The 22610-nt window shown below is 71.8% G+C and carries 21 protein-coding genes and 1 riboswitch; of the genes, 16 read left to right on the forward strand and 5 right to left on the reverse strand.

What is annotated here, in order from left to right; genetic code table 11:
* The first annotated feature begins 1 nt into the window (after position 1).
* Positions 2-1183: a globin domain-containing protein gene (locus tag ABGB10_RS11535; protein ID WP_347660861.1), complete on the forward strand. Its 1182-nt coding sequence runs from the start codon at positions 2-4 to the stop codon at positions 1181-1183.
* Between the two features lie 52 nt (positions 1184-1235).
* A complete protein-coding gene (locus tag ABGB10_RS11540; RefSeq protein ID WP_347660862.1) occupies positions 1236-1934 on the forward strand; it encodes a cell division protein DivIVA in 699 nt (232 codons plus the stop codon).
* Between the two features lie 28 nt (positions 1935-1962).
* On the opposite strand, the gene ABGB10_RS11545 is transcribed toward ABGB10_RS11540, so the two are convergent.
* Complete coding sequence (locus ABGB10_RS11545) at positions 1963-2622, reverse strand: NAD(P)H-binding protein (RefSeq protein ID WP_347660863.1); 660 nt, start codon at positions 2620-2622, stop codon at positions 1963-1965.
* Positions 2623-2768: 146 nt separating this feature from the next.
* On the opposite strand from ABGB10_RS11545, the gene ABGB10_RS11550 reads away from it, so the two are divergent.
* The 3 genes from ABGB10_RS11550 to gcvP all read left to right on the forward strand — a co-directional run bounded on the left by ABGB10_RS11550 (position 2769) and on the right by gcvP (position 7856).
* Positions 2769-3836: a MerR family transcriptional regulator gene (locus tag ABGB10_RS11550; protein WP_347660864.1), complete on the forward strand. Its 1068-nt coding sequence runs from the start codon at positions 2769-2771 to the stop codon at positions 3834-3836.
* Between the two features lie 85 nt (positions 3837-3921).
* Entirely contained in the window at positions 3922-4767 is an 846-nt protein-coding gene (locus tag ABGB10_RS11555) for an NAD-dependent protein deacetylase (RefSeq protein ID WP_347660865.1), read from the forward strand.
* A gap of 93 nt (positions 4768-4860) precedes the next feature.
* A riboswitch (glycine riboswitch) is annotated at positions 4861-4959 on the forward strand.
* A gap of 74 nt (positions 4960-5033) precedes the next feature.
* Entirely contained in the window at positions 5034-7856 is a 2823-nt protein-coding gene (gene gcvP, locus ABGB10_RS11560) for an aminomethyl-transferring glycine dehydrogenase (RefSeq protein WP_347660866.1), read from the forward strand.
* Positions 7857-8005: 149 nt separating this feature from the next.
* Here the strand turns inward: gcvP and ABGB10_RS11565 are convergent, their stop codons facing one another.
* On the reverse strand, positions 8006-8206 hold the full coding sequence (locus tag ABGB10_RS11565) for a DUF5999 family protein (protein ID WP_007460326.1): 201 nt from the start codon (positions 8204-8206) through the stop codon (positions 8006-8008).
* A 123-nt stretch (positions 8207-8329) separates the two neighbouring features.
* Here ABGB10_RS11565 and ABGB10_RS11570 point away from each other — a divergent pair, with 123 nt between their 5' ends.
* A complete protein-coding gene (locus tag ABGB10_RS11570; protein WP_347660867.1) occupies positions 8330-9631 on the forward strand; it encodes a chorismate-binding protein in 1302 nt (433 codons plus the stop codon).
* A gap of 10 nt (positions 9632-9641) precedes the next feature.
* Entirely contained in the window at positions 9642-10151 is a 510-nt protein-coding gene (gene def / locus ABGB10_RS11575) for a peptide deformylase (RefSeq protein ID WP_347660868.1), read from the forward strand.
* 30 nt (positions 10152-10181) lie between these two features.
* Here the strand turns inward: def and ABGB10_RS11580 are convergent, their stop codons facing one another.
* Together ABGB10_RS11580 and ABGB10_RS11585 are read right to left on the reverse strand one after the other, a co-directional pair.
* Entirely contained in the window at positions 10182-10964 is a 783-nt protein-coding gene (locus ABGB10_RS11580) for a GNAT family N-acetyltransferase (RefSeq protein ID WP_347660869.1), read from the reverse strand.
* Positions 10952-11725, reverse strand: a complete 774-nt coding sequence (locus tag ABGB10_RS11585; RefSeq protein WP_347660870.1) for a TSUP family transporter — start codon at positions 11723-11725, stop codon at positions 10952-10954. The genes ABGB10_RS11580 and ABGB10_RS11585 overlap by 13 nt, the downstream gene beginning before the upstream one ends.
* A 183-nt stretch (positions 11726-11908) precedes the next feature.
* On the opposite strand from ABGB10_RS11585, the gene ABGB10_RS11590 reads away from it, so the two are divergent.
* From ABGB10_RS11590 to ABGB10_RS11610, 5 genes are all read left to right on the forward strand, one after another.
* Positions 11909-12688 carry an endonuclease/exonuclease/phosphatase family protein gene (locus ABGB10_RS11590; protein ID WP_347660871.1) on the forward strand — a complete coding sequence of 260 codons (780 nt, stop codon included), beginning with the start codon at positions 11909-11911 and terminating at the stop codon, positions 12686-12688.
* 105 nt (positions 12689-12793) lie between these two features.
* Positions 12794-13594: an alpha/beta hydrolase gene (locus ABGB10_RS11595; protein WP_347660872.1), complete on the forward strand. Its 801-nt coding sequence runs from the start codon at positions 12794-12796 to the stop codon at positions 13592-13594.
* Positions 13591-14388 carry an MBL fold metallo-hydrolase gene (locus ABGB10_RS11600; RefSeq protein ID WP_347660873.1) on the forward strand — a complete coding sequence of 266 codons (798 nt, stop codon included), beginning with the start codon at positions 13591-13593 and terminating at the stop codon, positions 14386-14388. The genes ABGB10_RS11595 and ABGB10_RS11600 overlap by 4 nt, the downstream gene beginning before the upstream one ends.
* A gap of 144 nt (positions 14389-14532) precedes the next feature.
* Complete coding sequence (locus ABGB10_RS11605) at positions 14533-16620, forward strand: M14 family zinc carboxypeptidase (protein ID WP_347660874.1); 2088 nt, start codon at positions 14533-14535, stop codon at positions 16618-16620.
* A 96-nt stretch (positions 16621-16716) separates the two neighbouring features.
* Positions 16717-17373, forward strand: a complete 657-nt coding sequence (locus tag ABGB10_RS11610; protein WP_347660875.1) for a fasciclin domain-containing protein — start codon at positions 16717-16719, stop codon at positions 17371-17373.
* A 6-nt stretch (positions 17374-17379) separates the two neighbouring features.
* On the opposite strand, the gene ABGB10_RS11615 is transcribed toward ABGB10_RS11610, so the two are convergent.
* On the reverse strand, positions 17380-18381 hold the full coding sequence (locus tag ABGB10_RS11615) for a tyrosine-type recombinase/integrase (protein ID WP_347660876.1): 1002 nt from the start codon (positions 18379-18381) through the stop codon (positions 17380-17382).
* Positions 18382-18906: 525 nt separating this feature from the next.
* On the opposite strand from ABGB10_RS11615, the gene ABGB10_RS11620 reads away from it, so the two are divergent.
* The 4 genes from ABGB10_RS11620 to ABGB10_RS11635 all read left to right on the forward strand — a co-directional run bounded on the left by ABGB10_RS11620 (position 18907) and on the right by ABGB10_RS11635 (position 22603).
* Entirely contained in the window at positions 18907-19662 is a 756-nt protein-coding gene (locus ABGB10_RS11620) for a hypothetical protein (protein WP_347660877.1), read from the forward strand.
* Between the two features lie 300 nt (positions 19663-19962).
* Positions 19963-21093, forward strand: a complete 1131-nt coding sequence (locus ABGB10_RS11625) for a hypothetical protein (protein WP_347660878.1) — start codon at positions 19963-19965, stop codon at positions 21091-21093.
* A 198-nt stretch (positions 21094-21291) separates the two neighbouring features.
* Positions 21292-21897: a response regulator transcription factor gene (locus tag ABGB10_RS11630; RefSeq protein ID WP_347660879.1), complete on the forward strand. Its 606-nt coding sequence runs from the start codon at positions 21292-21294 to the stop codon at positions 21895-21897.
* A gap of 121 nt (positions 21898-22018) precedes the next feature.
* On the forward strand, positions 22019-22603 hold the full coding sequence (locus tag ABGB10_RS11635) for a response regulator transcription factor (RefSeq protein ID WP_347660880.1): 585 nt from the start codon (positions 22019-22021) through the stop codon (positions 22601-22603).
* Positions 22604-22610: the final 7 nt, after the last annotated feature.

The raw sequence follows: 22610 nt of genomic DNA on the forward strand, positions 1-22610 counted from the left end.
CGTGGACGCGGCCCGACTCAAGCAGAGCTGGTCGCTGGTTGCCGCTCACGGTGACCAGGTGCCGCTCTACTTCTACTCGACGTTGTTCTTGGCTCATCCTGAGACGCGGCAGATGTTCCCGACGAACATGGCCGGGCAGCGGGACCGCCTGGTGACCGCGCTGGGTCACATTGTGTCCAACGTGGACCAGGTGGAGCACCTGGTGGGTTTCCTGCAGGATCTCGGTGCCGATCACCGTAAGTTCGCGGTCCGTGCGGAGCATTACCCGGCGGTCGGTGAGGCGCTGGTGGCGACGTTGCAGCATTTCCTGGCGGAGCAGTGGACCGAGGAGTTGGCGGCGGACTGGACCGCCGCGTACGGGTTGGTCGCGCAGGTGATGACGGAGGCCGCGCAGGCTGCCGAGTCGGTGAACCCGCCGTGGTGGGTGGCGGAGATCGTGGCGCACGAGCGGCGGGCGTTCGACGTGGCGGTGTTGACGGTGCGTCCGCAGTATCTGTTGCCGTTCGCCCCCGGTCAGTCGGTGGGGGTGTCGCATCCGTCGGTGCGTTCGTGGCGGTACTACTCGCCGGCGAACGCGCCCCGCGCGGACGGCACGTTGGAGTTGCACGTGCGGGCCGCGCCGGGTGGTGCGGTGTCGTCGCGGTTGGTGTACGGGTCGGCGGTGGGTGATCGGATCCACCTTGCGGCGCCGGTGGGGGAGCGGCTGGCGCTGTGGTCGGCGGGCTCGAGTGACCTGCTGTTGTTGGTGGCGGGGACGGGCTGGGCGCCGGTGAAGGCGTTGGTGGAGCAGGTGGCGGCGGAGGGTTCCCGTCGGCGGGTGGATCTCTATGTGGGGGCTCGTTCCCGTAGTGAGCTCTACGACAGCGAGGCGATCGACAAGTTGGCGTCGTCGCATCCGTGGTTGACGGTGACGTACGTGGTGGGTCCCGACGTGCACCGGCCGGGGGAGTTCGTGCACGCGGTGGACCGGGCGTTGGCCGATGGTGACTGGCGTTCCCGGCACGTGTTCGTGTGCGGGTCGGACGAGATGGTTTCGCACGCGGTGCAGACGTTGGTCCAGGCGGGTTTCCACCCGGGTCAGGTGCATCACGAGGGCCTGGGTTCGCAGTGGTACGGCGCGGCCTGGCGGACGGCGGTGCAGGAGACGAGCGCCGGTGACACTTCGGGAGGTGGGCTCAGGTGAGCGCGCGCAGTGAGCTTGCGGGTCCCGTAGTCGCGGACGGAGGCGGGTACCGGTGAGCGCGACCCCGATCAGTCGGTATGACGGGATGCAGATTTCCGGCGGTGTGCAGGTGCGGATGACCGCCGATCGGGTGCGGCGGTGGGAGTTCGGGTCCGCGTCGTTTGCCCGGCGTGGTTACGACAACGCTGACGTGGACCGGTTCCGGGTGCAGGTGGCCGACGAGTTGGACCTGTTGGCGACGCAGATCGCGACGTTGCGGGCGGAGAACGAGCGGCTGACCGACCGGGTGGAGTTGCACCGGCACGGGGTGATCCCGAGTACGGGGGCGGCGGCGAAGGTCCCGGCGGCGCGGGAGGTGAATCTGCTGTCCGCGGCGCAGCGTGAGGCGGAGCAGATCATCGCGCAGGCGCACGACTACGCGCGGCGGGTCGCCGAGTACGCCCGGGTGCAGTACGAGAGCTACATGCAGGCGGCGGCGCAGGAGGCGAAGCAGGAGGCGGAGCGGGCGGTGACGGAGTACCGCAGCGCGGCGGGGCCGAGCTTCGACGACACGGTGGCCACCCGGGAGGCGTTGCGGATCTTCGGCGAGATGATGGTGTCGCACATGCAGGCGGCGGCGCGGCATCTCGACGATGGCAGTGAGCATCTGGCGCGCACGATGGACCGGATCGCGGCGGAGACGCCGGGGGCGCCGTTCGCTGCTGGTGCGGCGGCGGGCCAGTCGGCGTTGCCCCGGCACCAGCAGCGCTGACCGCGCCGGGGCACGTCGGCGGGACCGGTCAGGTGGTGATGGTGGCGCGGACGGCGTCGGCGATCGGGGTGGGCCCGGCGACGAGTTCCAGGGTCGCGCCGGTGGTGCGTGGTTCGTCGAGGAGCGCGGTGAGGACGTGGGCGACGTCGGCGCGGCTGATGGCGCCGCGTCCGGCGTGCCGGGTGAGGGTGACGGTGGCGGTGGGCTGGTCGTCGGTGAGGCGTCCGGGTCGCAGCACCGTCCAGTCCAGGTCGCGGTCGCGCAGGTCGTCCTCGGCGGCGCGTTTGGCGCGCAGGTAGGCCGCCCACACGTCGTCGGTGCCGGCGGCCGGTGGGTCGTCCACGCCCATCGAGGAGACGAGCAGGTAGCGGCGGACACCGGCGGTGGTCGCGGCGTCGGCGAGGAGCGCGGCGGCGGCCCGGTCGACGGTGTCCTTGCGGGCGGCGCCACTGCCGGGGCCGGCACCCGCGGCGAAGATCACCGCGTCGGCGTCGGCGAGGTGCGCGGCCAGGTCGGCGACCGGGGTGTGTTCCAGGTCGCAGAGGACGGGTGTGGCGCCGGCGGCGCGTACCGTCTCGGCCTGGGCGGGGTTGCGGATCAGCCCGACCGGGGTGTCGCCGCGCTCGGCGAGGCGACGGTGCAGCAGCAGGGCGATCTTGCCGTGGCCTCCGGCGATGACGACACGCATGCGCCCAACCTACCGGCGGTGTGGGCGCCGCCGCAGCGGGCGAGCCGACGGCACCGTCCGGTCCGGGTGGGCTTGACCTTGACCTTCGGGTAACCCTCAACCTGGGGTGTGCCGGTCGCCGTGGCCGGTACGAGGAGGGTGTCGACGTGGGGCTCATGACCATCGGGGTGTTCGCGCAGGCGGTGGGTCTGACGCCGAAGGCGCTGCGCCTGTACGACCAGGTGGGGCTTGTGCCGCCGGCCGCTGTCGACGCGGAGTCCGGGTATCGGCTCTACGATCCGGCCCAGTTGCCGTCGGCCCGGTTGGTGGCCCAGCTTCGGGGCATCGGCATGCCGTTGGCGACGATTCGCGTCGTGTGTGGGTTGGATCCCGCGGCGGCGGCTGACGCGATCACCGCGTACTGGCGGCGGGTCACCGCTGACACGGCGGCGCGCGCCCGGCTCGCGACCATCCTCGTGGACCACCTGTCTGAAGGGGGCGCCACCATGTCTGACCCGAGTTCCGCTGTCGCTGTCCGCTCCGCCGCCCGTTGTGACACCGGGTTGGTGCGCGACAGCAACGAGGACGCCGCGTACGCCAGCGACCGGTTGCTGGCCGTCGCCGATGGCATCCGGGGGCCCGGTGGTGCTGCCGCCAGTGCCGCCGCCATCGACGCTCTCACCCCGTTGGCGCTCGTGGACGCTGCGGCCGTGGACCTGTTGACGATGCTCGCCGCTGGGGTCGCCGACGCTGACCGGAGTGTGCGCGGGTTGGCGACCGACGACTACCAGCCGGGCACCACGCTGACCGCGTTGTTGCGCAGCGGTTCCCAACTGGCCCTCGCGCATGTCGGTGACTCCCGGGCGTACCTGCTGCGCGATGGTGAGTTGTCGCTGCTCACCCAGGATCACACCTGGGTGTGGGCGCAGGTGGATCAGGGCCGGCTCGACCGTGACGAGGCCGCCGCGCATCCGCAGCGCGCGTTGCTGGTGCGTGCCCTCGGCGCGGGGGCACAGGTCGAGGTGGACCTGGCGCTGCGTACCGCCCGACCGGGTGACCGGTACCTGCTCTGCTCGGACGGGTTGTCCGCGGTCGTCGACCGGGCGGCGGTGCGGTCGGCGTTGGCCGCGCCGACCGATCCGGGGGACACGGTGCGGGCGTTGGTGGAGCTGGCGCGGGCGGAGGGGGCACCGGACAACATCGCCTGCGTCGTCGCCGACGTCGTCGCGGTGTAGACGGGGCGGTGTCGTCCCGCCGTCGAGCCCCGGCCGGTGCGGGGGTTCGGCGGCGGGTCGTGGGTTGAGGCAGCATGGAGGCGTGATGGAGAGCCTCGACGTGTTGACCTCGCTGGTGGCCGGGGGTGGGGTGGTGGTGCTCAGCGGTGCGGGCCTGTCCACCGAGTCGGGCATCCCGGACTACCGGGGTCCGAGTGGGGTGGCACGGCGGCACACGCCGATGACCTTCCAGGCGTTCACCCGGGATCCCCTGGCCCGGCGGCGTTACTGGGCGCGCAGCCACCTGGGGTGGCGGTTGATCGCCGGTGCGGCGCCGAACGCCGGGCACCGGGCGGTCGCCGGGTTGCAGCGGGCCGGTCTGGTCGACGCGGTGATCACCCAGAACGTCGACGGTCTGCACGGTGCGGCCGGCAGCACGTCGGTGATCGAGTTGCATGGTCGCCTGGACGAGGTGACCTGCCTGGACTGCGGCAACCTGACCTCCCGGGAGGAGCTGGACCGGCGGTTGCGCGAGGCGAACCCGGACTTCGTGGCCCAGGTCGCCGCGGTGAACCCGGACGGTGATGTGGATCTCCCCGACGAGCAGGTGGCGGCGTTCCGGACGGTGGACTGCGGGATCTGCGGCACCGGCATGTTGAAGCCGGACGTGGTGTTCTTCGGCGAGACGGTGCCGCCGCAGCGGGTGGCGCGGTGCTTCGCGGCCGTCGAGGGGGCCCGTGCGTTGCTGGTACTGGGGTCGTCGTTGACGGTGATGTCCGGGCGACGTTTCGTGATTCGGGCGGCGAAACAGGGCATCCCGGTGGCGATCGTGAACCAGGGGCCGACTCGTGGTGACGGGCACGCCAGGGTGTGCGTCGACGCGCCGTTGGGCGCGGTGTTGCCGGAGTTGGCCGCGCGGGTCAGCGGCAGCGCGGCGACGGTCGGGGTGTGACCGGCGGCGGGGTGACCGGCGGCGGGGTGGGCGCGGGCCGGGGGTAGGACATCTGGCGGAAACACCGGCGCTGGTAGCGTTGTCGGTGCCGGTAACACCCACGTGGGAGAGACCGCCCGACAGCACGCGGGGCGGCGCCGAAGGGGCAAATCCTCCCCGGAACCTCTCAGGCAAAAGGACCTCGTGGGCAGGCACTGTGGAGCGCCGCTCGTGGGTGTGACAGAGGGGGAGGCCGACACGTCGACCTCGCCCCGGGAGTGCCCCCTATGACCGTAGAGCAGTTCGCCACCCGTCACATCGGTCCCGGCCCCGACGACGAGCGTCGGATGTTGGACGTCGTCGGGCACGACTCGATCGACGAGCTGATGGACGCCGCGATCCCCGAGGTGATCCGCTGGCACGGCACCCTCGACCTGCCGGACCCGGCCACCGAGGCCGAGACGATCGCCGAGCTGCGGGCGATCGCGGCCCGCAACACCGTCGCCGTCTCCATGATCGGGTTGGGGTACCACGGCACGCACACCCCGGCGGTGATCCGCCGTAACGTGCTGGAGGACCCGGCCTGGTACACGGCGTACACGCCGTACCAGCCGGAGATCAGCCAGGGCCGCCTGGAGGCGCTGCTGAACTTCCAGACCATGGTCACCGACCTGACCGGCCTGACCACCGCGAACGCCTCGATGCTCGACGAGGGCACCGCGGCGGCGGAGGCGATGACCCTGGCCCGCCGGGCGTCCAAGAGCAAGAGCGCCGTGTACGTCGTCGACGCCGACGCGTTGCCGCAGACCATCGCGGTTATCACCAGCCGGGCCGAGCCGCTCGGCATCGACGTGCGGGTCCTCGACGTCGAGCGTGACGAGTTGCCGGCGGAGTTCTTCGGCCTGCACCTGCAGTACCCGGGGGCGTCCGGGGCGGTGCGCGACCACGCGACGCTCGTCGAGGCCGCGCACACCGTCGGGGCCCTCGTCATCGTCGCGGCGGACCTGCTGGCGTTGACGCTGCTGCGGGCGCCGGGGGAGATCGGGGCGGACATCGCCGCCGGCACCACCCAGCGTTTCGGCGTACCCATGGGATTCGGTGGGCCGCACGCCGGTTACCTGGCGGTGCGCTCGGGCCTGGAGCGGATGCTGCCCGGGCGTCTGGTCGGGGTGTCGCGCGACGCGGACGGCAACCCGGCCTACCGGTTGGCGTTGCAGACCCGGGAGCAGCACATCCGGCGGGAGAAGGCGACCAGCAACATCTGCACCGCGCAGGTTCTGCTCGCGGTGATGGCCGGCATGTACGCCGTCTACCACGGCCCGGACGGGCTGCGGGACATCGCGGCCCGTACCCATGACATGGCGGCGCGGCTCGCGGCCGGGCTGCGCGCTGGTGGCGTCGACGTCGCGGACGTCGCGTTCTTCGACACCGTCACCGCGAGGGTGCCGGGCCGGGCGGCGCAGGTCGTCGCGGCGGCCGCCGAGCGGGGCGTGAACCTGCGGCTGGTCGACGCCGACCGGGTGGGCGTGTCCTGCGACGAGACGACCACCGTCGCGCACCTGACGCAGGTGTGGGCGGCGTTCGGGGTACCCGCGTTCGACGGGGCCGTGGACGCGGCCCTGCCGGTCGACCTGGCCCGCGCCAGTGACTTCCTCACCCACCCGGTGTTCCGCAGCCACCACTCGGAGACGGCGATGCTGCGCTACCTGCGGCGGCTCTCGGACTTCGACTACGCCCTGGACCGGGGCATGATCCCGCTCGGGTCGTGCACGATGAAGCTGAACGCGACCACCGAGATGGAGCCGGTCAGCTGGGCGGAGTTCGCGCACATCCACCCGTTCGCGCCGGACTCCCAGACCGTCGGGTACCGGGAGATGATCGGCCAGTTGGAGTCGTGGCTGGCCGAGGTGACCGGCTACGACGCGGTCAGCGTGCAACCCAACGCGGGTTCGCAGGGTGAGCTGGCCGGGTTGCTGGCGATCCGCTCCTACCACGCGTCGCGGGGCGAGACGCACCGCGACGTGTGCCTGATCCCGTCGTCGGCGCACGGCACGAACGCGGCGTCGGCGGTGATGGCCGGCATGCGGGTCGTCGTGGTGGCCTGCGACGAGGACGGCAACGTCGACCTCGTCGACCTGGACGCGAAGATCGACAAGCACCGGGACGCGCTCGCCGCGATCATGGTGACGTACCCGTCGACGCACGGCGTGTACGAGACGGGCATCGCGTCGCTGTGCGCGAAGGTCCACGACGCCGGCGGTCAGGTGTACGTCGACGGGGCGAACCTCAACGCCCTCGTCGGGTTCGCCAAGCCGGGCAAGTTCGGCGCGGACGTGTCGCACCTGAACCTGCACAAGACGTTCTGCATCCCGCACGGTGGCGGTGGCCCCGGTGTGGGCCCGGTGGCGGTGCGCGCGCACCTGGCGCCGTTCCTGCCCGGCGACCCGCTGGGCGCGCACGCGGACGCGACGCCGGCGATCTCGGCGGCGAAGTACGGGTCGGCGGGAATCCTGCCGATCCCGTGGGCGTACCTGCGGATGATGGGCGCCGAGGGGCTGACCCGGGCGACCGGCGTGGCGGTCCTCGCGGCGAACTACGTGGCGGCGCGCCTGCGGGGGCACTTCCCGGTGCTGTACGCCGGCAACAAGGGCCTGGTGGCGCACGAGTGCATCCTCGACCTGCGGCCGTTGACGAAGGCGACCGGCGTGACGGTGGACGACGTGGCGAAGCGGCTGATCGACTACGGCTTCCATGCGCCGACGATGTCGTTCCCGGTGGCCGGGACGCTGATGGTGGAGCCCACCGAGAGCGAGGACCTGGCCGAGCTGGACCGGTTCTGCGACGCGATGATCGCGATCCGCGCGGAGATCGAGCAGGTCGGGGCGGGGCAGTGGCCGGCGGGGGACAACCCTCTGGCGAACGCGCCGCACACCGCGGCGATGGTCAGCGGTGACGAGTGGCCGCACCCGTACCCGCGGTCGGTGGGCGCGTACCCCGCCGGGGTGGACCGGGCCGGTAAGTACTGGCCGCCGGTGCGGCGCATCGACGGCGCGTACGGCGACCGGAACCTGGTCTGCTCGTGCCCGTCGCCGGAGGCGTTCGAGGACTGACAATGCCGCAGGCGTTGGAGACTGGCGACGGGCGTGCCGGGGCGGGCGGTGTGGGCCGCCCCGGCAGCCGCTGCGACCTGGGCGTGGCGTCCCTTACCGGGGGACTGGCCTGGGTCGGCGGCGGCTAGTCGGTGACGCTGAGTGGTCGATTAGGCGACGAGAGCGTGGCGGGCGGGGCCGCGGTGCGGTGCGATGCTGCTGCCGTCGGGGAGGAGCTCGCCAGTGTCCTCGAAGACGATGACACCATTGCAGAGCAGGCTCCAGCCCTGCTCACGGAAGCAGGCGAGGACTCGCGCGGCTTCCCGGTCGGTGGCTTCAGCGGAGGGGCAGGTCGGTTGGTGCTGGCACATCGGGTTCTCCGGACTGTGGGGGCACTGTGTCATGGTTCACATGACCAGTGACGCACAGTACCAAGCGAAAGTGTCCAGCATCGAGCAGGTGCCCGTCTGTCGCACCGGAAATCCACTGAACGGATGAGGAAGGTCGGACCGTACGGCGTGGAAACGCTCCCACAGGTAGGTGCCGCGGGCAGCGGCCCAATCGTCTTGGCCGCGGGCAGCGGCCCGATTGCCTTGGCCGCGGGCAGCGGCGCGGCCGCGTTGGTCGATGTGCCGGCGGCACCGGCCGCGTGCCGCGGCGCGCTCACCGAACGCGCCCGCCTGCAGTGGCACCTGCGCGACGGAGGCGACCCCGCCGCCCTCGCCGAGGAGTTCCTCGCCGCGCACGGCCTGCCACTGCACGACCTGAGCCGACCCGCCACCGCCCACCATGACGCTGCCGGGGTCTGCGGGGCGGCGCTCTACCTGTCCGCCGCCGCCGGGGCGCACCTGGCCGGCGCGCCCACCACGGCGCCCGAGCCCGCGCCGACGCTGCCCGACCTCACCGTCGTCGTCTACGACCACCACCCGAGCCCGGCCAGCCCACCCGGCCCGCCCGCGTCGGCGTGGTGGCTCAGCGAGTGGACCGAGAGCTGGACCCGCCGCCAGCACGCCGACGCCGTCACGAGCGTGCGCGCCGCCATCGGCCGCGGCGACGTCTACCAGACCAACCTCGTCGGACACGCCGCCGCCCGCTACACCGGCGACCCGCTACCCGCCCTGCGCCGCCTCGGCGCGCTGCCCGGCGCCCGCTACGGCGGCGTACTCACCGGCGACGGCTGGGCCATCGGCTGCGCCTCCCCGGAAACCCTCATCGAGGTCACCGACGGGCACCTCATCACCCGACCCATCAAGGGCACCCGCCCGGCCACCGCCGCCGGCCGCGCCGAACTCCTCGCGAGCGCGAAGGAACGCGCCGAACACGTCATGATCGTCGACCTGGAACGCAACGACCTCGCCCGCATCGCCCGCACCGGCAGCGTCACCGTCGACGACCTGTTCACCGTCCGCCGCTGGTGCGACCTGTGGCAGGCCGAGTCGACCGTGCGGGCCGCCGCCGCCGACGGCCTCGGTCTCGCCGACCTGCTGCGCGCCACCTGCCCCGGCGGGTCCGTCACCGGCGCCCCGAAACTCGCCGCCCTCACCCAGATCAGCGCCCTCGAACCGGTCGGCCGGGGCGCCAGCATGGGCGCGCTGGGCTGGGTCGCCCCCGGCCGTGTCGACCTCGGCCTGACCATCCGCACCGCCGCCGCCGACGGCCAGCACCTGCACACCTGGGCCGGCGGCGGCATCACCTGGGACAGCGACCCCGCCGCCGAGGTCGCCGAAGCCGCCGCGAAGACCGCCCCGATCCGCGCCACCCTGGCCGGGCGCCGAACCCGCCGCCACCGGCGATAAGCTGCCGGTCATGACCATGCGGCCCATCCGGATCATCGGCGATCCCGTCCTGCGCACCGAGTGCGAGCCGGTCACCACCTTCGACGCCGAACTGCGGGCCCTCGTCACCGACCTGATGGACACCCTGCTCGGCGAACCCGGCCGCGCCGGCGTCGCCGCACCGCAGATCGGCGTCAGCGCCCAGGTGTTCGTCTACGACGCCGACGGCCACCGCGGCCACCTGATCAACCCCACCCTCGAACTGTCCGACGAACTCCAGGACGACGAGGAGGGCTGCCTGTCCATCCCCGGGCTGTACTTCCCGACCGCGCGGGCCCTGCACGCCACCGCACACGGCGTCGACCAGAACGGCGAACCGCTGACCATCTCCGGCAGCGGCTTCCTCGCCCGCGCCCTGCAACACGAAACCGACCACCTGCGCGGCACGCTCTACGTCGACACCCTGCGCGGAGACATCCGCCGCCGGGCCCTGCGCGAGATCCGCGCCGGCCGCTTCGACTCACCGAGCCGCCGCAGCTGATCGGCACCACCCCAGACGAGCCGCGAGGCGTCACCGGGCCGTGAGCGTCCACTCCTCGTACTCGGCGACCCGGGTGAACCCCACCCGCTCGTAGAGCCGCACCGCCGGCCTGTTGTCCACCTTCACGTTCAGCGTGACGTGCTCCACGGTCTCGCGCAGCCGGACACACAGCGCCGCCACCACCGCCGCGCCCAGCCCCCGTCCACGCCACCGCGGATGGGTCGTGACGTTGCCCAACGCCGCCACCCGGTAGACCGGGGACCACACATGCACCCCGGCCACCGCCACCAGCTCACCACCCTCGCGTACGCCCAGGTACTGCCCGGTGTCCACCATCCGCGGGTCGAACCAGTTCCCCGGGTACGCCCGCGCGTACAGGCGGCGTAGCCCCGGTAGGTCCGCCGTCCCGAGCACCACACCCTCCGGACGCACCGCCGACAACCGGGCCGGATCGGTCAACGCCATCCGGTGGTGCGCGCCACCGGAATCCAACCGGAACGACCCGGCCAGGACATCGGACAGCCCGGGGGAGAGGTGGGCGTACAACCGGGCGGGCAGCGCCGGCGCCAGGTCGGCCAGCAACGCCGCCAGCGCCGCGGTGTCCGCCGGCGCCGCGAACGCCAGCAGCGTCGGTGGATCCACCCCGTGATAAAGCAGCGCGACCTGCTCACCCCGGCGAAACCACGAGGTGTACGGCCAGAAGAAGTCGTCCAGGTCACCCAACTGGTAGGCGTGCAGCACCGGATCACGCCCCAGCAACCGCGCCAGGACCGCACGGTCATGCTCGGCCCGCACCGGCATCAGCGCGGCCACCACTGGTCGTACCCGAGCTTGGCCACCAACGCCACCACCACCACCAGCAGGACCACCCGCACGAACCCCGACCCACGGCGCAACGCCATCCGCGCCCCCAGCACCGCACCGGCGATGTTGCACACCGCCATCCCCGCGCCCAGCAACCACCACACGTGCCCGGTCACCCCGAACACCACCAACGCACCCAGGTTCGTGCCCGCGTTGACGACCTTCGCCATCGCCGAACCGTGCACGAAGTCCGCGCCCACCAGCGCGGTGAACGCCAACACCAGGAACGTGCCGGTCCCCGGACCGATCAACCCGTCGTACAGGGCGATCCCCACCCCGGCCATCGCGACCACCACGCCCACCCGCACCGGGGTCCGCTTCGCCGGCACCGCCACCACCCCCATCCGGGGACGCAGCAACACGAACACCGCCACCGCCACCAGCACCACCAGCACGACCGGCCGGTACGCCGACGCCGGCACCGCCCCGGCCAACGCCGCACCCACACCCGCGCTGAGCACCGCCAACCCGGCCGCCGGCCCCGCCACCCGCCAGTCGACCTTCGTCCTCCGGGCGTACGTCGCCGCCGCCGTGGCCGTACCGAAGATCGCAGCCAGCTTGTTCGTGCCCAACGCGGTAGCCACCGGCAACCCCGGGGCAGCCACCAACAACGCCGGCAGCAACAACAACCCACCACCACCGACCACGGCGTCGACCCACCCGGCCATCGCGGCTGCGGCCAGCAGAGTACTCAGCGTCACGGCGTCCATGGGCGGCAATTCTGCCCAGCCGACGCGCCCGACCGGCCCGCCGAGTGGGAGAACTCACCGGTCACCGGCCCCGCGTACGCCGCAACCACACCCCCAACGCGCCCACCGCCACGAACACCACCATCGAACACAGCAACACCTTCACCACCCGGCAACCATGCCACGGACACGTAAGGTGCAGGAGTGCGCCTGGCCACCTTCAACCTGCTGCACGGACGATCCCTCACCGACGGGCTCGTCGACTCCGACCGACTCGCCGCCGCCGTCGGCGCCCTCGACGCCGACGTGCTCGCCCTGCAGGAGGTCGACCGCGACCAACACCGCAGCGGCAACCTCGACCTCACCGCCATCGCCGCCCGCGCCCTGGACGCACCACACCACCGCTTCGCCGCCGCCGTCGTCGGCACCCCCGGCGAACACTTCCGCCCCCTGCGCCACGACGACGACGGGCACGGCGAACCCTGTTACGGCATCGGGCTCATCAGCCGACACCCCGTCCGCAGCTGGCACGTCACCCGACTCAAACCCGCCCCCGTCCGCTCACCGGTCTACGTACCCGGCCCCCGCGGCGGCCTGATCCTGCTGCACGACGAACCCCGCGTCGTCCTCGCCGCGATCCTGGACACCCCACACGGCCCACTCACCGTCGCCGCGACCCACCTGTCCTTCGTGCCCGGCTGGAACGCCCGGCAACTCCGCCAGACCGTCCGCGCCCTGCGCGAGCTACCCGCCCCCCGCGTCCTGCTCGGCGACCTCAACCTGCCCGCCGGCGCGGCCCGGCTCGTCTCCGGCTGGCACCCTCTGGGCCGCCGCCCCACCTACCCCGCCGGGCAACCCCGCGTCCAACTCGACCACATCCTCGCCGACCGGCACGCCCTCGACCAGCTCCCACCGGTACGCGCCGTCACCGCGCCGCCGTCCACGATCTCCGACCACCGCCCCCTACTGGTCGATCTCAGCTGACAATCGTCGCGGAACCCCACCATCGCGACTCACGAATGTCTAGGGTGGGCTCACCGACACCACCGCCGTTGCGCCATCGCCACCCCCGACATCCACGGAGCTGACATGAGCGACACGCCGGACACGATCGTCCTCATCCACGGGTTCTGGGTCACCCCCCGCAGTTGGGAACACTGGGTCACCCACTACCAGGCCAAGGGCTTCCAGGTGCTCACCCCCACCTACCCCGGGCTGGAAGGCGAGGTCGAGGCGATCAACGCCGACCCCAGCCCCCTGGAGACGCTGACCGCGCCGCAGATCATCGCGCACCTGTCCGCGGTGGTCGCCGCGCTACCCAAGCCGCCGATCATCATGGGCCACTCCGCCGGCGGGGCGTTCACCCAGGTGCTGCTCGACCGCGGGTACGGCACCAGCGCCGTCGCCCTCAACTCGGCACCCACCGAAGGCGTCAGGAACATCCCCTTCTCCCAACTGCGCTCCACCTTCCCGGTGCTGAAGAACCCGGCCAACCGGCACCGCGCCGTCGGGTTCACCTTCGACCAGTGGAACTACGCGTTCACCAACACCTTCGACGAACCCACCGCCCGCGCCCTGTACGAGCGCTACGCCATCCCCGCCGCCGGCGGCATCCTCTGGGACAGCGTCCTGGCCAACCTGCTACCCGGCCCCCAGGACATCGCCGTCGACTACCACAACGACCAACGCGCGCCGCTGCTGTTCATCTCCGGCTCGGAGGACCACATCATGCCGCCCAGCGTGCAACGCTCCAACGCCGCGCACTACAAGGGCGACACCATCACCGAGGTCGAGCTCTTCGAGGGGTACGCCCACCTGCTGCCCGCCCAGCAAGGCTGGCAGCGCATCGCCGACGTCGCCCTCGACTGGGCCCTGCGCCACGCACGATGAACACCGCCCCGCTGCGGATCACCCACATCGGCGGCCCCACCACCCTCATCGAGGTCGGCGGGTGGCGGCTGCTCACCGACCCGACGTTCGACCCACCCGGTGCGCGCTACACGTTCGGCTGGGGCACCTCGTCGCGTAAGGTCACCGGCCCGGCCGTCCGCACCACGGACCTCGGGCCGATCCACGCGGTCCTGCTCAGCCACGACCACCACGGCGACAACCTCGACGACACCGGCCGCGCGCTGCTGACCAGCGTGGACACCGTGCTCACCACCACGTCCGGCGCGCACCGGCTCGGCAACGGCACCCACGGCCTGCACCCCGGGCAGACCACCCGACTCACACACCCCGAACGCCCGACGATCGAGGTGACCGCCACCCCCTGCCGGCACGGCCCACCGCTGAGCCGCCCCCTCGTCGGCGACGTCATCGGCTTCACCCTGCGCTGGGCCGGGCAACAACACGGCGCGCTCTGGATCACCGGCGACACCGTGCTCACCCGCCGCGTACGCGCCGCCGCCACCCGCATCCCGATCGGCACCGTGCTCCTGCACCTAGGCGGCGTACGGTTCCCCGTCACCGGACCACTGCGCTACTCGATGACCGCCCGCCAGGCCGCACAACTGTGCGCCGCACTCCGACCCCACACCGCGATCCCCGTGCACTACGAGGGCTGGCAGCACTTCCAGGAACCCCGCGAGGCCGTCGAACGGGCATTTCACGACGCGCCACCCGCCGTACGCGACAGCATCCGCTGGCTGACCCCCGGCGAACCCACCACCGTCACCGCCTGACGAGGCCGGGGGAGCGCACCACCGAGTCGCAAGATTCCCTCAAGATCATTGCATCGACGGATCTCGACGATCATGTTGGTCGACACGCGCCACGATCACCTCGTCGGAGGCCACATGAGACGTCAGCGACCCACCCTCATCGCCGTGTCAACCCTCATCGCCCTCACCCTCACCCTCACCACCGCACCCACCCCCGCCAACGCCCAACGCGCCGCCGCGGAACCCCACCAGGTCACCACCCTCACCGTCCGCCAAGCCGACGGATACGCCACCCTCGCCTGGCAACCCGTCCAGGACGCCACCGACTACCAGATCGAACGCACCGCCGTCGACGCCAACGGCACCCCCACCGGCGCACCCACCATCGTCGGCGTCTGGCGACCCAACCGCCAGATCAACCAACAGGCACCCACCTTCGCCGACGCAGGCTTCAACCCCGGCGACACCTTCCAATGGCGCGTGCGCGCCCGCGTCGGCACCACCGAACAGCCCTACTCCGACCCGGTCGTCGCCACCACCACCGCACCCTGGGGCAACCCCACGACCCCCGGCCAACAACTGCGCACCGGCTGGGAAACCACCCAGGCCGCGCAATACACCAGCGACACCGACGAGTACGCCTACACCGCCGCCATCGACGCCCTCAGCGACCGCGTCCGCGTCGTCGAACTCGGCCGCACCGTCCAGAACCGACCCATCAACATGATGGTCATCGGCCACCCCACCCCGGCCGCCACCCCCGCAGCCGTCGCCGCCACCGCACCCGTGGCCATCAACTGCAACGTGCACGGCAACGAACCCGGCGACCGCGAAGCCTGCCTCATCATGGCCCGGCAACTCGCCTTCAGCACCGACCCCCGGATCACCGACCTGCTCAGCCACACCACCGTCCTGATCGTCCCCACCATCAACGGCGACGGCCGGGCCAACAACACCCGCGGCAACTCCACCGGCCAGGACCTCAACCGCGACTACTCGCTCATCCGCCAGCCCGAGACCGCCGCGTACATCAAAATGGTCCGCGACTACCGACCCGTCGCCGGCTACGACGGCCACGAGTACGGCAACTCCCGCGCCGGAGACCTGCCGATGCTGCCACCACGGCACCAGAACGTCGCCCAACCCATCTTCGACCAGTCCCAGGACATGATCGAAGACCACATGTACGCCAACGGCGCCGAAGCCGGCTGGTGGGCCTGCCCCTACGGCTGCGAAGGCGGCGGCAACGTCGGCCTCAGCGAGGAAACCATCCTGCGCAACACCCTCGGCCTCAAGAACGTCACCAACTCCCTCCTGGAACTGCGCAGCTCCGGCGGCCAGACCCGACCCGACGAGGGCAACACCGCCAACAACCGGCGCCGCAAGACCTACTCCGCGCTGTGGACCTTCCACCAGTTCCTCGACTACCACCGCGCCGACCGCGGCGACATCCTCAACTCCCGCGCCCAGTCCATCCAGATCCAGGCCGCCAACACCGGCCGCCTCGTCTTCCGCGGCTCCCGACCCATCCCGGCCCACCCCGCCCCGCACCCCGGTGACAACCCGCCACCGCTGGACGCGCCCCACGCCGACCTCATCCTCGACAACGCCCCATGCGCCTACAAACTCACCGACGAGCAGTACAACGGCACCCGCACCGACGGACCCGGCGGCGTGGGCACCACCGTCGCACAGCGCATCGCCGCACACGGCTGGAAGGTCATCAAGACCGCGGACGGCTACTACGTCCCCCTCAACCAACCCGAACGCGGCCTCATCCCGCTCCTGCTCGACACCAAGGGCGTGGAGAAGCTGACCGACGGCGAACGCGTCTACCCAACCCTCACCGGCCGACGCAACGGCCCACTGACCGTCTCCGGCCTCACCTGCGCCGCCGACGCCACCATCAACGGCCCGGTCACCGTCCGGGCCGGCGCGGCACTCGTCGCGACCGGAACGACCATCAGCGGCCCGGTCACCGCCACCGGCGCCGCCGGCATCCTCCTCGCCGACAGCACCATCAACGGCCCGGTCCAGATCGCGAACACCACCAACGCGGTCTCCGTCATCGACGTCACCATCGCCGGCCCGGTCAGCCTGACCGGCAACACCACCGGCACCGACGTACCCCTGCTGGCCGGCAACACCATCCGCGGCCCGCTCAACTGCACGGCCAACAGCCCCGCCCCGACCAACCTGGGCGTCGCCAACACCGTGCACGGCCCCCGCACCACCCAGTGCGCGGCACTGTGACGGCCACCTGACCGAACCGAACTGCCGGCGGCGCGGGTTCGAGACCCGCGCCGCCGGCACATCCCCACCCACCAACCCGAAACCGTGGAGGCCGCCGTGTCGCAACCCGCCACCCCACCACGACGCCCCCGACTGCGTACCCTCGGGCTCCTCGCGCCGACACTGCTGCTCGCCGCCTGCACCAGCAGCCCCGCGACACCCCACACCGACGCCGCAGCACCGGCCGACACACCCCAGGTCACCGGGCCGCTCTGCGCCGCCCTACCGACCGGCACCGACCCCGGAAACCCCACCTTCCTCGCCAGCCAACCCGCCGACCAGGCGCTGCGGTGGATCCCCACCCTCACCACCTTCGAAGCGGCCCTGCGCATCAGCGGAGTCCTCACCGACCTGCCCGCCGGCACCGGCGTCACCATCCTCGCCCCCTCCGACGACGCCTTCGCCGCCAAGTTCTCCGAGGACAACTGGGACGACCTGATGGCCCGCCACACCGACCAGGTGCGCACCCTGCTGAAGGCACACCTGATCGAGGGAACGCACGCAATCGGCGAACTGGCGAACACCGGCACCGCCACCACCGTCGACGGCACCACCGTCACCATCACCCGCAACGGCCCCACCGTCCGTCTGGCCGACCGCGCCGACGCCGTCTGCGCCGACTACCAGGCCACCGACACGCGCATCCACATCATCAACGCGGTCCTCGGCCCACTGCCCACCACCGCCAACGACAGCGACCACCCAGCACACTGACCGCGCTCACTCCTGGTTCACCGGCACCAGAGCCGCCAGCGCGCGGTTGGTCCGGTTCGCGCGCACCGCGTCGCGCTGCTGCCCGGCCGTCACCTCGATGTACGTCTGCGACGACGCCAACGACGCATGCCCCAACAACCGCATGATCTCCGCCGCGCTCGCCCCGTCCTCGGCCAACCGCGTCGCGAACGTGTGCCGCAACGCGTGCAACCGCGCGCCCCGCGGCACCCGGTCACCGATACCCGCCCGCCGAAAACACGACTCGACGAGATACTGCAGCCCACCCCGACGCAACGGCTCACCACGCCGATCCACCAGCAACGCCGAGTCGGGGCGTACCGACCGCGAACCGAAGCGCCGCGCCCGACTGTCCAGGTAGTCCACGAGCACCCGGTCCAGATCCGCCTCGATCGGCACCACCCGGGGCCGGCCACCCTTCCCGAGCACCTCGATCCGCCGCTCACCAGGCCGACCACCCAGCGAGCCGACCCGCAACGCCAGCAACTCCGACAGGCGCAGCCCCGCGCAGAGCGCCACCGCCAACACCGCGACGTCCCGCTCCGGCCACGGGTCGCGCTGCCGACCCTCGTCGCGCGCGGCGGACGCGAGCAGCACCTCGGGGGTGTCCGCGCCCCGCAGCGGCTTCGGCTGGGGGAGTAGCGCCCGAGGTCGCCCGACCGCCGGCATCGGGTTACCGGCCACGACCCCGTCGGCCACCAGGAACGTGAAGAAACTGTTCCAGGTGGACCAGGCCCGGTGCACCGACGCGGGCGCCCGGGGCGCGGCGAACCGGGCGAAGGCCGCCCGCATCACCCTGGGGGAGAGCTCGGTGATCGACAGCGCGCCCAGGGGGAGGGGAGTGGCGGCATCCTCGGCGACCAGGGCCGCCACCGCGAGCAGGTCCCGCCGGTACGCCGCCAGGGTGTGGGGGGAGGGCTTGCGAGTGGCCCGGGCGGTCAGGAACTCCTCGATCAACACCACGAGCGATTCGTCCTGTTTGTCATGCATAAGGGATATTATGCAGCATTTTCAGGTTTCCGGAAGGCGCCGGTGGCAGGCGTCAGGCGAGGGGGAGCAGACCCACCTGACGAGGGAGGCATCGACCCTGCCCGTGGGCACCTGTAGACCTGCCCCGGATGTGGGGCAGACGTTGACCACCTGAACGTATCGGCGTACCCGACGACGATTCTGGCCCCGACGCTGTCGACGTCCTCCAGCGGTGGCCTTTCCGCACCGCACCGAAAGTGTCGTCCGCACCGCAGCTGGGTTGTCGTCGGCACCGCACCTGGGTTGTCGCCCGCGCACTGCGTCGAAGGTGTCGAGCTGGCGATCCCGCACCGGACGTTCGCGTGCCCCATCCATGGGGCACCTTTACAGGCGCAAGGCGCCCAGATGCCGGCCGACACGCACCGCCGCTCGGGTGTCCGCGACAACGGTCAACACGACGGACCGTCGGCGTCCACCAGCCTCGACGTGTCGGCCGGTTCGCGTGACAACGGCTGGCGTCGATCGGGAACACGTATCCTGCGCGGCATGACGTCGCCCGTCACGACCTGCCCGCGCTGTGGTCGGCCCGGCACGGCCACCGTCTACCGGGAGCCGGGCGGCCCGACGGATCTGATCTGCCCCGAAGGGCACCAGTGGCGGGCCGCCGGACGACCCGGGTGGGCTCGCTACGCGTCGCCGGGCCTCATCAGGCAGCCCGGCGCGGACGCATCGACCGTGACGCCACTCAAAGAGGTCGACAAGGACGGGCGCAGTTGGCGGATCGGCACCGCCGGCGACGTCGCCTGGTTCGCCGGGCAGACCACACCGGGCCTCTCGATCACCGCCGCGATCCCGCCGGTGTTCGACGCGTACGCCACCTTCTATCCGCCCGACGGCGTCGGTTTCGCCGCCCACGAACGTGCCGTGGTGGACGAGTTGGTCGCGTGCACCCCGGACCAGCCCTGGTGGCTGGGCTATCTCGACACCGGCGCTCACGACGTCGTCTTTCCACACGCGCCGAGGGTCTCGCTCTACTGGGACTATCCCTACGTCCTGGTCGAGGCCGGCCCCGAGCAGGCCCTGGCCTGGCGGACCGGTCACATGCGCGGCGACGGTCCGCTGCCGGATCTGTTCTTCCCGACGGATCGCACCTGGCTCGTCTCCGCGCTGTGGGACGACACCTGGACCGACGTCGGTGGCAGCGCCGCTGTGGTCGCACGTCTGCGGCGCAATCCGCTGGTCAACGCCCGCCTCGTCGGCCCGGACGAGGACGCGCTCCCGCCCGGACTGACACGCGAATGACCGCGGTCGAGGGGACCACCAGATCGCGTTACTTTACATAATGTGCATTATCGAATCGCGCTCCACGTCGGATTGGGCCTGATCGGACGGCGTGGTTGCGGAGCAAGCGTGTGGGCCAACCGGCCACCGGAGACGGACGGTGATCGAAGGATCGCGGGATGCGTTCCTGCGTCCATCTCGCTACGATGAGTCAGCAATCCGATGCGAAGGGGTCGTGTCCGCGTGCGATGTCCCGCCAGTGGAACCGCGTCCACGCCCGCGCCGAGGCACATCGTCCTGCTCGCAACCAACCGCGTTCGCATGCTCGCCCGACGGTGGGCACTGGTCCTGGCTGCCGTCGGGGCCGGCTTCGTGGTGGCCCTCCTGTTGCAGGAGCCGGCCGCCGCCGACGGGCGTCGCGACGCTGCCGGCGGCGAGCGTCATCAGCAGGCCGGCGTCCTGGTCGAGCGCGTCGTCCGATTCGCGCAGGGTGAGGCTCCCGAGCGCCGCCGTCAGCAGGTCGTGACCGTCGGCGACGTTCGCCTCGACGCGCCAACCCGCATCAGCAAGGTCGTCTCCCCTGCCGGCGTCCGCCCACCGACACCGTCGGCGGGGTCGGTGGGCGTCGGGCGCTCGTCCCGGTCGGCGGCGCTCCCCCGGGTCGACCCGGACGTGGCGCGCGGCGTCGACCCGGACGTGGCGCAGCGTCGAGAACGCCTGCCGCGTTCCCGATCGGAGACGGCCGCTGGCACCCGTCACCGTCCGGCCACCATCCCGGCACCACCGTCGACCGGTGCATTGCCCCCCGCGGCTGGAAGCCCCGACCACACTGCGGTGGGCGTGGGTTCCGTCCGGCATTTGCTGTCGGCTGCGCTTCCCGTCGTGTCCTCGACGGTGGGGATGGTCGTCGATCGGTCGTCGCACGCCGTCCGCGTCGTGCTCAGGGCGACCGTCGGGCCTGTCGTCGCCGTGCTCGGCCGGGTCGTCGATGCCGGTCTCGGCGACGTGGTCGTTCCGGCGTCACCGCGGCGGCCCGCGCCGGTGCCGCTGACGCCGGGGTGGGCTCCGGTCACGGTGTCCGACGCGCCGGGTGGGGTCGTGCCGGCCCTGGTGGGGATGATGCCGGTGCATCCGACGTTCGTCCCGGTACGCGCCGTGGTGCCGCCGGCCACGCCGATGTCGGTGTCCGCTGTGGAGGCGGTGAGCGGCGTGGTGTCGGTCGGGCGCGGTGCCGGGTGGTCAGGTTCGGTGCCCGCCCCGGCGGGCACTCCGGTGTGGCCGGTCGCGCCGCCCGACCAGGATGCCGCCGGCGCGAGCGACAGGTCGGCGCCTGGGTCGGGAGCGGTGTTGCCGACGGCCCGGCCGTCGGCCACGTGCTCTGAACAGGTCTTCGATGTGGCGCCTCTCGTGGTGGGGGTCGGTTTCTCGTCGGTGAATGCGCGCCCTGGGTGACGTGGGCTGGATCGGTCGTGGGGTTTGTCTGCTTCGGTAGGCCGACCGTTGGGCCGATTGGTGCCCGTGCCCGTCGGTAGGTGACGGCGCTTCGGGTCGATGCCTGTCCGTCCGTCGCGCGTGGCCGGCTGCGCTGTGCCCTGTGGGTTGTCCGGGGTGGGTGGCCGTCTGACGCGCACCTGAGATCGGAGAGACGTGGTGATCCACGTTGTTGTCGCCGAGGACATGGGTTTGCTGCGCGGGGCGCTGAGCGCCGCGCTGTCGGGTGAGGAGGACATGAGGGTTGTCGCCGATGTCGAGGGTGTCGGCGATGTGGTGAAGGTGGTGCTGCGGTGCCGTCCGCAGGTGGTGGTGCTCGCGTTGACGCCGGATCTGCCCGATCCGGTGGAGGTGGTGACCCGCATCGGTGTGGAGGCGCCGGAGGTTGCTGTGTTGGCGATGAGCCCTCGGTGGAGTCCGACGCTGGTGGAGGCGGCGTTGGCGGCCGGTGCTCGGGGTCTGGTCGGCAAGGATGGTTCGCTGCCGGAGTTGGTGCGGGCGATCCGGACGGTCGCCGCCGGGGAGCGGGCGCTCGACCCGAGCGCGGCGGCGGCGGTGTTGTGGCCCGCGGAGAGTCCGTTGACGCCCCGGGAGTTGGACGTGCTGCGGCTGGCCGCCGAGGGTCTGCCTTCGAAGGAGATCGCCGTCCGCCTGCATCTGGCGCATGGGACGGTGCGTAACCATCTGTCGGCGATTCTCGCCAAGACCGGTGCGCGTAACCGGTTGGAGGCGGTGTGGCGGGCACGGCGTGACGGTTGGTTGTAGCTGTTGACGGGGTGGGTCCGGTGGTTCGACCGGGCCCGCTCCCCCGCCGTGCGGGTACGCCGGATGCGTGTTTGAATGCTGACGATGAGTGATTGCCATGGGGTGCACGGAAAGGTTCGTGATGATCCGTACCCTGCTCGCGTTGGAGAGTGCCCTGGTGTTGGGCGCGCTGTCGTTTGTCCTTGCCGCCGAGGACGACATCCGGGTGGTGGCGGAGGTGGACCGGGGTGACGCGGTTCCCGAGGCCGTGCGGGACGAACGTCCCGACGTGGTGGTGGCTGACCTGGATTTCGTCGAGGCGGTCGATGCCAGCCGTCTTGGCCGCTGCCCGATGCTGGTGTTGGCTCATCCGCGCCGGGCGGGGCGGCTGCGCGCGATGCGCTGCGGGACACGGATGGTCGGGTTCCTGCGCAGTGATGTCGCTCCGCAGCAGGTGGTCGAGGGGATTCGCCGGCTCGCTCGACGGGAGCCGGTGCTCGACGCGGACCTTGTCGTCGCGGCGCTGCGCGCGCATGGTCCGTTGACCGGTCGTGAGGCGCAGGTGCTGGCGTTGACCGCGGAGGGGGCGCCGGTGTCGGAGGTTGCGGTGTCGCTGGGGTTGACCAGTGGGACGGTCCGCAATCATCTTGGTCGGATCGTGCGCAAGGTTGGTGCGCGTACCCGGGTGGAGGCGGTGCGGGTGGCGCGTGAGGCGGGCTGGATCTGACCGGTGT

The organism is Micromonospora sp. B9E7 (assembly GCF_039871815.1).
In the GTDB taxonomy this organism is placed as follows: Bacteria; Actinomycetota; Actinomycetes; order Mycobacteriales; family Micromonosporaceae; genus Micromonospora.